The 14928-nt window shown below is 55.2% G+C and carries 7 protein-coding genes; all 7 read left to right on the top strand.

Features of this window, described 5'->3' with window-relative positions; all coding sequences use genetic code 11:
* Positions 1–50 precede the first annotated feature (50 nt).
* The 7 genes from TRESADRAFT_RS02175 (at position 51) to TRESADRAFT_RS02145 (ending at position 14485) form a co-directional block, all read left to right on the top strand.
* A complete protein-coding gene (locus TRESADRAFT_RS02175; protein WP_002702407.1) occupies positions 51–1304 on the top strand; it encodes a leucine-rich repeat domain-containing protein in 1254 nt (417 codons plus the stop codon).
* A 170-nt stretch (positions 1305–1474) separates the two neighbouring features.
* The gene (locus tag TRESADRAFT_RS02170; protein WP_002702405.1) at positions 1475–7180 is read left to right on the top strand and encodes an alpha-2-macroglobulin family protein; all 5706 of its coding nucleotides are present in this window, start codon (positions 1475–1477) and stop codon (positions 7178–7180) included.
* An 84-nt stretch (positions 7181–7264) separates the two neighbouring features.
* Positions 7265–9403: a penicillin-binding protein 1C gene (gene pbpC / locus TRESADRAFT_RS02165; RefSeq protein WP_245534321.1), complete on the top strand. Its 2139-nt coding sequence runs from the start codon at positions 7265–7267 to the stop codon at positions 9401–9403.
* Positions 9404–9529: 126 nt separating this feature from the next.
* Positions 9530–10699 (top strand): BMP family lipoprotein, encoded by a 1170-nt coding sequence (locus TRESADRAFT_RS02160; protein WP_002702401.1) that lies wholly within the window; start codon positions 9530–9532, stop codon positions 10697–10699.
* Between the two features lie 149 nt (positions 10700–10848).
* A complete protein-coding gene (locus TRESADRAFT_RS02155) occupies positions 10849–12408 on the top strand; it encodes an ABC transporter ATP-binding protein (protein WP_002702399.1) in 1560 nt (519 codons plus the stop codon).
* Positions 12405–13547 (top strand): ABC transporter permease, encoded by a 1143-nt coding sequence (locus TRESADRAFT_RS02150; RefSeq protein ID WP_002702397.1) that lies wholly within the window; start codon positions 12405–12407, stop codon positions 13545–13547. Before TRESADRAFT_RS02155 ends, TRESADRAFT_RS02150 begins: the two co-directional genes overlap by 4 nt.
* Positions 13544–14485: an ABC transporter permease gene (locus TRESADRAFT_RS02145; RefSeq protein ID WP_040842151.1), complete on the top strand. Its 942-nt coding sequence runs from the start codon at positions 13544–13546 to the stop codon at positions 14483–14485. The genes TRESADRAFT_RS02150 and TRESADRAFT_RS02145 overlap by 4 nt, the downstream gene beginning before the upstream one ends.
* The last annotated feature ends 443 nt before the right edge of the window (positions 14486–14928 follow it).

Here is a 14928-nt window from a genome sequence, read left to right as displayed (position 1 = left end):
CTGTGTCCGGAAATCCGGACAGAACCATATTTTTAAAAGTGGAGATAAGAATGGCAAGAATCAGTTTTAGGCGGGCAGTCCTCGCCGTTTCAGTCGCGCTGCTTCCGTTCGCCTCCGGGGCTGCTACCATGAAGGTTTCGGCTGGCGAGCTTTCATCGAAACTCGCGGATGTTCCCGCAAACGAGGAAGTCGAAATCGCGCTTGTCGATGCCGAGCCGAATCTCGCGTCGGTCGTCCAGATTGTCGGAAAACGGAAATTCACGCTCGACCTTTCGGAATGCAAGTCGCTCAAATCGATTCCCGCGCGCGCGTTCTTCCTGATGGGAAACCTCGCCGGCGTAAAATTCCCCGACACGCTCGAGGAAATCGGCGACAAGGCGTTCACGAAAACGTCGCTTTCCTCCGTCGAGATTCCCGCGTCCGTGAAAAAAATCGGTCTTTTCGCGTTTGCGGAGACAAAACTGACGAATGTGCTCGTTCCCGCGGGCGTGTCCGAGCTGAAGGCGGGCGCTTTCGCGGAAATCAAGACGCTTTCTTCGATTGATGTCGATTCGGCGAGCAAATCGTACAAATCCGAGGACGGAATCCTGTTCACGCGCGACGGTCTGACGATTGTGACGTATCCTGCCGGAAAATCCGGCGCGTCGTACGAGATTCCCGCGGGCGTCGTTTCCGTCGGCACGGCTGCTTTCGCGCGGAACGAATCGATTTCCGACGTGAAAATTCCCGAGTCGGTCCTGCGGATTTGCGGGTTCGCGTTCAGGGATTGCCCGTCGATACAGAAAATCGAGATTCCGTCAAAGTGCGTCTCAATCGGGCGCGACGCGTTCGACGGAACTGCAATCGGGTCGATTTCGATTCCGAAAACGGTCGCGACGCTTGGCGAGAATCCGTTCAACAGGTGCGCGAAGCTTTCCGCCATCACGGTCGAGGAAGGAAACGTTGCGTACAATTCGAATGACGGCGTGCTTTTTTCCGTGACGAAGGAGCTTCTGCGCTATCCGCCCGCGAAAAACGCGAAGTCGTACGACATCCCCGCGGGAACGCTCGCCGTCGGGCCGGCGGCTTTTGCGGGCGCGGTTTCGCTTGAGAGCGTGTCGTTTCCGGACGGCGCTTCCGAAATCGGAAAGTACTCGTTCCGCGAATGCAAATCCCTGAAATCGGTGTCGCTTTCGCCGTCGGTGAGGAAAATCGGGCGCATGGCGTTCTTCGGCTGCCCTCCCGTCGAGGGGCTTCCCGAGGATTTCACGAATCCGTCCGCAAAGGATTACATCAAGAAGACGTCCGACGCAGACGCAAAATAACGCCGCGCTCGCCCGGCACGAAAATCCCCGCATAACGCGGGGATTTTTTGTTTTGCGCTCTGATTTCCAAAAAAAACAGTTTGCGGGTTAAAAATATGTAAAAAAAAGCGTATAGATTGTATGATTCTGCATTAACCTTTCACGTTGTCGTATACAAAAAAGGAGAGATTATGAAAATGAGCGATATTTTCGGCGATTACAAACCGCCGAGATGGTTCACGAAAGGGAAGGAAAAAGCCGTTTCCGTCTTGAAGCGGAATTCGCGCAAATGCAAAATCGCGCTTGTTGTTCTTGCTGCCGTCGCGGTGGCGGTGTTCATCGCGAAAAAAGCGTATGATTTTGTGCAGGCGAACAAACCGGTAAATTTTTCGGTTGACTGCTACATAAACGAGCCGTATTTCGATGCGGACTATGACCCCATTAGGTGGGGCGTGCTGTCAATCAACTTCTCGTCATCCGTGGCGGAGCTTTCCGATATAGGCAAGCAGACGCAGCAGGTGGAGATAAAACCGCCCGTGAAGGGTTCCTGGGTGTGGGAGGACGAGTCTGTCCTGCGTTTTGAGGCTGCGGAGAATTTCAAGGTTGCGACGAAATATGTAGTCACGCTCAAAAAGGACCTCGTCGCGTCGCACATAACGCTCGAGACGACGGAGCTCGATTTTACGACGGGCGATTTTTCCGTCGATGTCGGAAGCATGAGCTACGAGATTGACGACGTAAATCCCGACCTCAAATTCCTTACGTTCGAGATGAGCGCGAACCTTCCTTTTGACGAGGAAAGTTTTGCCGGCAAGATAAAATTCGTTCCGGATATGAAGAACCCGCGCAACGGAACTCTCGAAAAACGCGATTACAAGGCGGAGGTGCGTTTCAGCGGCGACCATCTGCGCGCGTACGTGACATCGGAGCCGCTCGGAATGCCCGCGACAGACGTCGATATGCGCGCAATTATCGCGTCGGGAATCGCATCGACTGCCGGCGGAAAAAAAATGGGCGCGGACGAGCGGTATTACACGATTTCCGGAATGGGAAGCTACGCGTGCGTGAACGACTGCTCCGTTGTCCTCGCGCAGAACGAGGATGGCGACGAGGAGCAGGTCGTCTCGCTCAGCCTTTCTGGAAAATCGTCGGTTGACGCAATCGGGAATGCGCTTGAGATATACGTCCTTCCGAAGGACAGGCCGGAGGAGCCGGGGCGCGGCAAAATCAGCGATTACGGGTGGTATTCGACCGAGGATGTCACGAAGGCCGTCCTTGCGCAGTCGAAGAAAATTTCGTTCGCGAAAATCCCGACGGAAAACGAATATTCGGCTTTGCAGTCGTTCAAAATCGACGTCGCGGAGGGAGCGTATCTTTACGTCCGCGTCGCAAGCGGCGTCAAATTTTACGGCGGCTACGTGATGCAGGAAGATGCGGAGAGCGTCGTCCACGTTCCGCATTACCGCAAATCGCTCGAAATCGTCTCTGAAGGAAACGTCATCTCGATGAAGGGCAGCCACCGTGTCCCGATAATCTCGCGCGGAATCAGCAAATTCGACGTGTCTCTCTGGCGGCTGCGCGACGATTCGGTGAACGATATCGTAACGCAGTCGAACGGCTCGATGAAGAATTTCAGGTTCGACTCGTACAGCTTCGACGAGAACAACGTCGGCTCGCTTTTTGAGGATACGGTTTTCGTAAACGGCGCGGATAAAGACCCGAGAAAAGCCGTCGTCACGAATTTCGATTTGTCGAAATACCTGAAGAAGGGAATCTTTATTTTCGAGGTTCGCGGGCGCGGCGCCGATGAGGATTATTATTACGGCGGAAGGAGCAATATAAGGGACAAGCGCCTTATTCTCGTCACCGACCTCGGGATTATCGTCAAGAAGGATTCTTCCGGGGGCAAGGATATTTTCGTCCAGTCGATTCTCAACGGAACGCCCGTCAGCGGTGCGACTGTCGAGGTTATTGAGCGCAACGGCTCTGTCTTAAGGCGCGCGACGACTGATGCGGGCGGCCACGTCAATTTCCGCGATACGAAAAATGAATCCGGCGTGCGGGCATACGACCCCGTGGCGTATCAGGTTACGCTCGGCGACGACACGTCGTTCATGCCGTATGATTCGGGCGAGCGCCGTCTTGATTTCTCCGATTTCGATGTCGGCGGAACGTACGGCGTCGAGAAGGCTGACGAGATTCGCAGCTTCGTCTTCTCCGACCGCGGAATCTACCGCCCCGGCGAGGAAGTCAGGCTCGGCGTCATCACGAAAACCGGCGACTGGTCGAAGGGCGCGGAAGGCCTTCCGTGCGTCTTCTCCGTCTACAACCCGAAGGGAAAGCTGTATTACTCGAAGGAAAGCGCAATCGGCGAGTCTGGAATGAACGAAATCGTCTTCAAGACGGACTCCAACGATTTGACGGGCGTCTACGATGTTTCCGTCGAGCTTAAGAAGACGGATTCATACGGAAGGGAATACCGCGTCAAAATCGGCTACGATTCGATAAAAGTCGAGGAATTCCTCCCCGACACGCTTGAGATTAAGTCGCTGCTTTCGTCTGCCGGAAAAATCCTCGGCGCGAACGGCTGGGTCAAGCCCGGTGAGGTGAAGGCAAGCGTCACTTTGAGGAACTTGTTCGGAACGGCGGCGTCGGGAAACAAAATCGATGCGGAAATTTCCCTCAAGCCGGGATTTGCCCGCGTGACGGGATTCCCCGGATACAGGTTCGTCAACCCGTTCGTTGGCTCGGATTCCTACACGGAGCGCCTTGAGCAGACGGTCACGGACGGCGAGGGCAAGGCGGAATTCTCTATCGACCTCGACAAATACCGGAAGGCTTCGTATCTCCTTTCGTTTGACGCGACAGGATACGAGAAGGAAAGCGGGCGCAACGTCTCGACTTCCTCAAGCATCTATGTTTCGCCGCTCGACTACCTTGTCGGATGGAAAACGGACGGAAGCCTTTCCTACATTGGGAAGGACGCGAAGAGGACTCTTTCCTTTGTCGCGGTCGGCCCCGACCTTTCCGCGGTTGACGTCAATAATATCGAATGGACTCTTACGGAGACGAAATTCGTTTCCGTTCTGGTGAAGCAGCCGAACGGCGTCTACAAATACCAGTCCGTCAGGAAGGAATATCCTGTCGAGACGAAGAAAATCGCAATCGGAAAATCCGGGCTTGAAATTCCTCTCGACATAAAGAACGCCGGAGAATTCACGATTACGCTCAAAAACAGCGACGGAATCAAAATGTGCGAGATTCCGTACAGCATCATCAGCGAGAAGAACGTGCAGCGGAGCCTTGCGAGAACCGCGGAGCTTGAGCTGAAGGCGGAAAGCGCGAGCGCGAACCCGGGCGAGCCGCTCAAGATTTTCCTCAAGGCGCCGTATGCGGGAAGCGGACTTATCTGCATTGAGCGCGGGAAAGTCTACAACTACAAATGGTTCACCTCTTCCGGGACGGCGAGCGAGCAGACAATCGAAATCCCGCGCGAGCTTGACGGCGCCGAGGGGAACGCGTACGTCACCGTTCTCTACAAGCGCGACTCGAAATCGGACGAGATTTTCATGAATCCGTTCTGCTATGCGGCGATTCCGATTTCGATAAGCCTTTCGAAGCGCACCGAGCAGATTAGGCTTTCCGTTCCCGAGCAGGCAAAGCCGGGCAAAGAATTCCCGATAACGTATTCCGGAACGAGAAAGTCGAAGGTCGCTATTTTTGCCGTGGACGAGGGAATCCTCAACGTGGCGAAATACACGAAGCCGAATCCGCTTTCGTTCTTCTTCAAGAAACGCGCGCTCGAAACGGAAACGTACGAGATGCTCGATTTGATTATGCCCGAATTCGAGGCGGTCAGGCTTGCCCATAACATGGGGGCGGCCGGCGGCGGCGAGGGATTCAGCGCGCTTGCGAAGAACCTCAACCCGTTCAAGAGAAAGCAGAACGAGACGGTCGCGTTCTGGTCGGGGCTTGTCGATATAGACGAGACGGAGCGCACGGTAAAATACCGCGTTCCCGACCATTTCAACGGGCGCCTGCACGTGTTCGCCGTTTCCGCGTCGTCGGATTCAATCGGCGTCGCTGATACGTCCGCGGAAATAAAGGCGGATTACGTCATCGTGGCGAATTCTCCGACGTTTGCGGCGCCCGGAGACGTTTTCGATGTTCCTGTCACCGTGACGAACACGGTCTGGGGAACGAAAAACACGGACATCGTCCTGAACGTCACGCCGAGCAGCGCGCTTGAGCTTGTCGGCGACAGAAGCGCGAAGATGACGCTTTCGGAAGGAAAGGATGCGACGTTCCGCTTCCAGTTCAAGGCGCTCGAGAAGAACGGCAACGCGGACATAACGTTCGTCGCTGACGGCGGCGGAAAATCGTCGAAGATTACGGTTTCGATGAGCATTCGCCCGTCGATGCCGTACCGCGTTTTCACGACGAGCGGAATGGTCAGGAAAGGCGTCAACAAAAAAGACTCAATCGACATCAACCGCCCGATGTACGACGAGTACGCGACAAGAAGCGTCGCGCTCTCGTATCTTCCGAGCGGCATGGCGGAAGGGCTCAAATTCTACCTGAGCAAGTATCCCTACGGATGCTCGGAGCAGGTTACGAGCCGCGCGTTCCCGTATCTGTACGAGGGCGACCGGGACGATGCCGAGATGATGGTGAACAACGCGTTCGCCGTGATTTCGACGCGGCAGAAGTCGAACGGCGCCATCGGATACTGGACGGAAAAATCGGATTCGATTGAATTCCTCGACTGCTACTGCGCGCTCTTCCTCGGGACGGCACGCGAGAAGGGGTGGCGGATTCCGGAAAGCGCGTTCAGCAAGCTCAAGGACCGGCTTTCCACCATCGCGGGAATGTCCGACAACACGTATGCGCGCGCGTTCGCGATTTACGTCCTCACGAAGAACGAGGTCGTCACGAAATCGTATCTCGACTCGCTCAAGGAGACGCTGACGAAAGAAGACAAGATGACCGCTTCCGGCATGTTCGCCGCCGCATCGTACAAGATGCTCGGAATGGACAGCGAGGCGAAATCGCTTCTTTCAAAAATCAGGCGCAACGCGAACCGCGGGGAAAGCCGCGTCGGGTTCGAGGACGACCTGTTCTTCGATTCTCTCTATCTTCTCCTCATCTCCGAGCACTTCCCGGAGCGCCTTGCCGACATTTCCGGCGAGCTTCTTGAGCGGATGCAGAAGGAAATCGAGAACTGCCACTACAACTCGCTCTCGTCTGCATTTGCGTGCATGGCGCTTGAGAAATACCGCGCGATTGTTCCGACTGCCGAGACGGGAAAATTCTCCGTCGTGCAGAAATTCGCGAAGGAGAAGAAAATCCAGCCGCAGGAAATCAAGGTTTCCGGCGAGGGCGTTTTCAGGGGCGAATTCGACGGGAACGCGGTTTCGCTCGGAATCGAGAACAGCGAGAAAACCGATTTGTTCTATCAGGTCGTCCAGGGCGGTTTCCAGCGCGAAATCCCCAAAAAGGCGGAGACGAACGGAATCGAGGTGTTCCGCGAATTCAGCGTCGACGGAAAAGTCGTGTCGGAATTCAAGGTCGGCGACACCGTCGACGTCAAGGTCTCGCTCAGAAGCAAGGGTAAGAACACTGTGTACAACATCGCCGTCATCGACATGCTTCCGTCCGGGCTTGAGACTGACATCGCGTCGGCGAGAAAATCGACGGACGAATGGGATTACGTCGATATCCGCGAGGACAGAATCGTCCTGTACGGTTCGGCTCGCGATTCTGTGCGTTCGTTCACGTACAAGGCGAAGGCGATTACAAGCGGCTCGTTCGTCGTCCCGCCGCTTTTTGCCGAATCGATGTACGACCGCGACATCAACGCGATTGTACCGCAGGAACCCGTGAAGGTTGTGCGGTAGGCGCGGATGGTAGGCGCATTTCTTTCGCGGCGGAGGCGTGCGGTTGTTGCCGCTGTTTTTTCCGCCGCGATTTTTTCTTTGATTGTGTTTTTTTTCCGCGACAGGAACGGGATTCTCGACGGCGTGGAATTTTCCGCGTCATACGAGAATTCTTCCGGCGGAATGCTCAAAGTGTTCCTTACGGGCGACGAAAAATACCGCATTTTTCGTCCCATCGCAGAATTTCCTGAGGAATTCATCAGTTCGATTCTCGTGCAGGAGGACCGGCGGTTCTTCCATCACAACGGCGTGAACATCGTCTCTGTTTTTCGCGCGGCATTCGAGACGTACGTCAGGCGCTCGCGCGTCATCGGGGCATCGACGATAACGATGCAGACGGCAAAACTCCGCTACAAAATCAATTCGCGGAGCGTCGGCGGAAAACTCGCGCAGATTCTCTTCTCTTACCGGATGGAGATGCGCCATTCGAAGCAGGAAATCCTTGAGGCGTACCTGAATCTCGCTCCGTGCGGGCGCAACATCGAGGGGTTCGAGGCGGCGGCGCGGTATTTTTTCGGGAAGGGAATGCCGGCGACGAGTTTTGACGAGCAGATTCTTCTCTGCGTCCTTCCGCAAAATCCCGTAAAGCGATGCCCGTCTAAGGATTCCGTTCCGCCAGAGCTTTCCGAGGCGATGGGGCGGCTTTCCGAATCGGTCGGCGGCAGCGTCGTCGTCCCGAATCTCGTCTGCGCCTTTCCCGACGAGGCTATCCACTATTCGCGCCACCTTTCGATGATTTCGTCGTCGCGCAAAATCGTCAGGACGACAATCGACTCCGCGATGCAGGAAATCGTCTCGCGGCAGATTGTCCGGTACGTGAATATGCGGCGCACAATCGGGATAAAAAATGCCTGCGCCGTTCTGCTCGATTCTGAATCGATGGAAATCCGCGCGTACTGCGGCTCGGCGAATTTCTACGACAACTCGATTCGCGGGCAGGTCGACGGAAATTCCTCGCGTCGCTCGCCCGGTTCCACGCTCAAGCCGTTCATCTACGCGCTCGCGCTCGACCAGGGAAAAATCCACTCGCACACGCTTCTGAAGGACACTCCCGTCGCGTTCAGCGAATACGCGCCCGACAATTACGGAAACGACTTCAAAGGCCCGCTCAAGGCTTACGAGGCGCTCATCCAAAGCCGAAACGTTCCCGCCGTCGCGCTCGCCCGCTCGCTGTCGAATCCCGACCTTTACGGGTTCCTCGCGAATTCCGGGGTGTATCTTCCGCACGGGCGCGATTTTTACGGGCTTTCTATTGTTCTCGGAAGCGCGGATGTTTCTCCGCTCGACTTGTGCCGGCTGTATTCGGCATTTTTGAACGACGGAATCGCGCGCGACATTCTCGGCGAGGAGCCGGTTGGGGAGCGGAGAATCCTTTCGGCGGAATCGGCTTTCGTGGTGCGGAAAATGCTGTGCAGGAACGCCGCCCCCGACGGGTATTCCGAGCCGCCGTTCGAGACGGGATTCAAGACGGGAACGTCGATTGGCTTCAAGGACGCGTGGACGGCGGGATTTTTCGGAAAATACGTTCTTGTCGTGTGGATAGGAAATTTTGACGGCGTGGGGAACAACGCGTTCCTCGGCCGTTCCGCAGCCGCCCCGCTGTTCTTCAACATCGCGCTCGAACTTATGGAGCGCGGGTTCGTGAAGCGGTTCGCGTCGCGCGCGGAGGAAAGCGGGGAACTGAACGTCAAGGAAATCGACGTCTGCTCCGTTTCGGGCGCGATTCCGAACGGCGACTGCCCTTCGACGGAAAAGGCGTATTTCATTCCCGGCGTTTCGCCCATCGAAAAATGCAAAGTCCACCGCGTCGTTTCCGTGGGCGGAAAAAAAGTCCTCGGCGAATTCTGGACGAGCGACCTTCTCGAGCTGTTTGAGCTTGCGGGGTTGCCTCGCGATTCTCCTGCCGCGGAATTCAACGACGGAAAGCCCCCGCAAATTCTGTCGCCGCTTTCATCGACGGAGTATATCCTCGACAAGAAGCGCGCCTCGATTGTGCTGAACGCGTCCGCCGATTCCGATGCGGGCGAGCTTTTCTGGTTTTCCGGAACTGAATTCCTCGCGCGCTCGAAGCCGAACGAGAAAGTCGAGTGGCGGCCGTCCTCCACGGGAAAACGGGAAATCACCGTTACCGATTCCCGCGGAAGAAGCTCGTCGCGGATAATCAGCGTGTCGAGCATCGAATAGGGCGTTTTCCGGCAAAATTTTGAGGAATCTGTCCTGAATGTGGATGTTCGGGACAATTCAACTGTTTAAAAAAAATCGCATTCATATATAATGAGTCGATAAAACATCTTTTTATAGGGGAAAAACATGAAGAAGATTCTCTTTGGGGCTGTTGCTGCGGCCCTCGTCGCCTGCGGGATGACATCCTGCAAAAATGACAAGAAACCCGCCTCACCGGCAGCTGAGGAGCCGAAAGCGTCGGCTCCGGTTATGAAGGTCGCTATGGTTACCGATTCCGGCGACATCACCGACCAGTCGTTCAACCAGACGACGTATACTGCCAGCAAGCAGTATTGCGAGGCGAACGGGCTTCAGTTCAACTACTACAAGCCGGCCGGCGACTCGACTGCTGACCGCGTGGCGTCAATCAACGCGGCAATTCAGGACGACTACAATGTTCTCGTCCTCCCCGGATACCTTTTCGGCGAGGCAATCGTGAAGACTGCCGACATGAACAGCGACGTTACGTTCATCGGTCTTGACGTCGGCGAGGGCGACATCACCGGAGCTGCGCAGAGCATGGGAAAAAGCGACTGGAAAATGCCGTCAAACGTTTTCTGCGCTGTCTACAAGGAAGAGATTCCCGGATTCATGGCTGGATACGCTGCCGTCAAGGAAGGATTCACTCATCTCGGATTCCTCGGCGGAATGGCTGTTCCTGCTGTCGTCCGCTACGGTTTCGGTTTCGTTCAGGGCGTGAACAAGGCGGCCGAGGAAATGGGAATCGCCGACAAAGTTACCGTCGAATACGTTTACGGCGGACAGTTCTACGGCGACCAGCAGATTAAGGCGACGATGGACGGATGGTACAAGAACCGTGGCGTGGAGGTTGTTTTCGCGTGCGGCGGCGGTATTTGGACGAGCGCGGCAGACGCTGCGAAGGACAACGGCGGAAAGCTCATCGGCGTCGATACAGACCAGACGGTGCAGATTAACTCGTACAAAGACGGAATGTGCGTGACGTCGGCTATGAAAGGTCTCGGCGCGACAATCAAGTCCGTCCTTGAGGCAATCCAGGCTGGAAAATGGAGCGAATACGCAGGAAAAATCACATCGCTCGGTCTTGTCTCAGGAACGAACGTCGAGGAGAACTACGTCCAGCTTCCGACCGACACATGGACAATGCAGAAATTCACTGTCGAGGATTACAAGAAACTCGTCGCTGACCTTTACTCCGGCGCGATTGTCGTCTCAAGCGACATCTCAAACGTTCCGGCGCATACAATTGAATTCAAGCAGTATCCGAATATCAAATAAAATCCTTTTTTGAGGAAGCGGCTGTCCTTGTCGAAAAATTCGGCGGGGGCAGCCGTTTTTGTGGGTAAACTTCAGAATGCGACTTTGAATCCGCGGGAAAGATGCGGTTTTGGGGTCGCATTTTCAGAATCTGACAGGACAGAATAAACATGGGTGACGACTATATCATCGAGATGCTCGGGATAACGAAGCGGTTTCCCGGCATTGTCGCGAACGACAACATCACGCTGCAGCTTCGGCGCGGGGAAATACATGCGCTTCTCGGGGAAAACGGCGCGGGGAAATCAACGCTGATGAGCGTGCTGTTCGGGTTGTACAAGGCGGAGGAAGGTGAAATCCGCAAGAACGGCAAGCCTGTCAGGATAGACAATCCGAATGACGCGACTGCGCTCGGAATCGGAATGGTTCACCAGCATTTTAAGCTCGTCGAGGTTCTGACCGTTCTCGACAACATAATACTCGGAATGGAGCCTGCGAAATTCGGCTTCATCGACAGAAAATCAGCGCGCGAGCGGATTGTCTCGCTCAGCAAAAAATACGGTCTTTCAGTTGACCCGGACGCGAAAATCGAGGACATAACGGTCGGAATGCAGCAGCGCGTCGAAATACTGAAAATGCTTTACCGCGACAACGAAATCCTTATTTTTGACGAGCCGACCGCCGTCCTGACTCCGCAGGAAATCGCGGAGCTTATGCAGATAATGAAAAATCTTGCGGCGGAAGGAAAATCGATTCTGTTCATCACGCACAAACTGAACGAAATCATGGCGGTGTGCGACCGCTGTTCCGTCCTCAGGAAGGGAAAGTACATCGGGACGGTCGATATAAAGGACTCGACGAAGGAATCGCTCAGCCGCATGATGGTCGGGCACGACGTGCAGTTCAACGTGGAAAAGAAGCCGGCGGAAATCGGACGCCCGATTCTTTCCGTGCAGAACCTGTGCGTGGCGAGCAAAATCCACGAAAATCTCGCGGTGAAGAACGTCAGCCTCGAAATCCGCGCGGGCGAAATCGTCTGCATCGCGGGCATCGACGGAAACGGGCAGTCGGAATTCATATACGGGCTTACCGGAATCGAGCCGCTCGCGAATTCTCCGTCCGGCAAAAAATCGAAAATCACGCTCGACGGCGTTGACATCACGAACAAGTCGATACGGGAAAAAAGCAAGGCGGGAATGAGCCACATTCCGGAAGACAGGCACAAGCACGGTCTTGTCCTCGACTACATGCTCGAGCAGAACATGGTTCTGCAGCGCTACTGGCAGAAGGCGTTCGAGAAATTCGGCTTCATACGGAAAAAGGAAGTGTCGGAATATTCCGCGGCGCTTTCGGAGAAATTCGACGTGAGAAGCGGCCAGGGAAACAGGACGATTGTCCGCGCGATGAGCGGCGGAAACCAGCAGAAGGCGATTATCGCGCGCGAGCTTGACAAAGAGCACAAGCTTCTTATCGCGGTGCAGCCGACGCGCGGGCTTGACGTCGGCGCAATCGAGTACATCCACAAGCAGATTGTAAAAGACCGGGACAGCGGCGCGGGCGTTCTCCTCGTTTCGTATGAGCTTGACGAGGTTATGAGCCTTTCCGATAGGATTCTCGTCATGTACGAAGGGGAGATTGTCGGCGAGCTTGACCCGAAGAAAACGACTGTCGAGGAGCTGGGGCTTTACATGGCCGGCGCGAAACGCGACGGGAGGACGATGGAAAAATGAATGTGAAAACGATTGAAATAAAAGGGTGCGCGCAAAGAATTCTGCGCTCGGAGCCGTTCAAGGCGATTTTCTCCGCCGTCGTCTGCGCCGTCATCGGAATCGCGGTCGGCTTTCTGATTTTGTGCGCGATAAATGCGGAGAACGCGCCGAAAGCGATGGGAACAATCCTCAAGAATTTCATGTACTACAAGAAGACGAACATGAAACTCTACTATTTTGGTATGACGCTCGTGAAGTCTGTTCCGCTCGTGCTGTGCGCGCTTTCTGTTTTGTTCGCGTACAAATCGGGGCTGTTCAACATCGGAATCGGCGGGCAGTACTGCATCGGAATCGGCGTGTCGCTCTGGTGCGCGCTCCAGTGGAACCTGCCGTGCGTTGCCTGCGTTCTCATCGCCGTCCTCGCCTCTGCGGCGTGGGGCGCTATTGCGGGTCTGTTCAAGGCGTTCTTCAACGTGAACGAAGTCATTGCGTGCATAATGCTCAACTGGATTGGGCTGTATCTCGTCAACATTCTCATGCAGCATGAATCCGTGATGAACATAAGCAAATCCGAGACGTTCGCGATTGTCTCGAAATCGCCGTCGTCGCTTCTTCCGACGCTCGGGCTGGACAGGCTTTTTGCGGGAAACCAGTACGTTACGATCGCGATTCCGCTGACAATCATCGTCGCGGTGATAATCATGATTGTGCTCGACAAGACGACGTTCGGCTACGAGCTGAAGGCGACGGGGCTGAACAAGAATGCGGCAAAATACGCGGGAATGCGCGACCGCCTGAACATCATCGTCACGATGGCGCTTGCGGGCGCGCTCGGCGGTCTTGCGGCGTCGTTCTTCTATCTTACGGACATCCAGCCGTGGAAGACGTCTTCGTCCGTTCCGGGAATGGGATTTTCCGGAATCGCGGTCGCGTTCCTCGGCGGGCTGAACCCCATCGGCGCGATTTTTGCGGGATTCTTCATCGAGCACATAACGCTCGGCGGAAGCTACATCGACATGAGGTACTACAATCCGCAGATTGCGGACCTTATTTCTTCGATAATTATTTACATGTGCGCGTTCGTGCTTTTCTTCAAGCACATACTTTCGAAAGTCACCGACAAGATTCCGCTTTCGAAAAGCGCGAAGGGAGGTGAATGATGCTCCTTATACAATACACGCTGATTTACGCATCCGTTCTTATTCTCGTCGCGCTCGGCGGAATGTTCTCCGAGCGGAGCGGCGTAATCAACCTCGGCCTTGAAGGAACGATGGTATTCGGCGCGCTCGGCGGCGCGTTCGTCCTGTGCTTGATGCCGGAAGGTTCTTCCGCGCTTTCGATTGTCGTTTCGACGCTGTTCGTGAGCGCTGCGGCGGGAATGGTTTTCTCGCTTCTTCTTGCCGTTGCCGCGATTCAGTTCAAGGCTGACCAGACGCTTGTCGGAACGGCGATGAACATGCTCGCGACGGCTGCGGCGACGGTCGTCGTAAAATCGTACAACAACGCGATTTCCGGCGGAACGAACCCGAGCGCAATTCTCGACTATATCGAGACGAGAAAAGCGTTCGTCATAAAAACGCCGCTCATCGAGCTGAACTGGTATATGGTCGTGACGCTCGTCCTTCTGATTGTCTCGTGCGTCGTCCTCTACAAGACGCGGTTCGGTCTCAGGCTGATTTCGTGCGGCGAGCATCCGCAGGCGGCGGACAGCGTCGGAATAAACGTCTACAAGATGCGCTATTCCGGCGTCCTGATTTCCGGTTTCTGCGGCGGAATTGGCGGAATCATATACGTGAGCGCCGTGAATTCCCAGTGGGATTTCATATACGGCGTTGCGGGCGCGGGATTCCTCGCACTTGCGGTAATGATTTTCGGTCAGTGGAAACCCGTCAGAATCGCGCTTGCCGCCCTTCTGTTCGGCGTTTTCCGCGCGATTGCCGACACGTATTCCGGTTTCGATTTCCTCGTGCATCTCGTTCCCGGCGAAGTCTACAAAACGCTTCCGTATATCATTTCCCTCATCGTTCTCGCGTTCACGTCAAAGAAATCGCGCGCGCCGAAAGCAGAAGGAATACCATACGACAAGAGTGTGCGCTAGAAAGCCGCATTGTTTTTCCGTTCTAAGTTCGGCTTGGTTGGAGCGGCTTTGTGCGCAAGTTCGGGTGCGAACTTGCGCCCTTTGTGGGGATAGGGCGCGTGGCTTTACTTTGCGAGGTCTTGCACGGAAGAAAGTAGAGTTGGCGTTCTAAGTTCGAAGCCGCATTCTTTTTCCGTTCTAAGATTGGCTTGGTTAGAGCGGCTTTGTGCGCAAGTTCACGGACTTGCGCCCTTTGTGGTATGGGGAAAGACCGCATTCGTTGCGCGTTCTAAGATTGGCTTGGTTGGAGCGGCTTTGTGCGCAAGTTCAGGGGAACTTGCGCCCTTTGTTGGGGTGAAAGACCGCATTCGTTGCGCGTTCTAAGTTCGGCTTGGTTGGAGCGGCTTTGTGCGCAAGTTCAGGTGCGAACTTGCGCCCTTTGTGGTATGGGGAAAGACCGCATT

Origin of the sequence: Treponema saccharophilum DSM 2985 (genome assembly GCF_000255555.1) — a bacterium.
In the GTDB taxonomy this organism is placed as follows: Bacteria; Spirochaetota; Spirochaetia; order Treponematales; family Treponemataceae; genus Treponema_D; species Treponema_D saccharophilum.
This window is presented reverse-complemented; position numbering and strand designations above follow the sequence as displayed.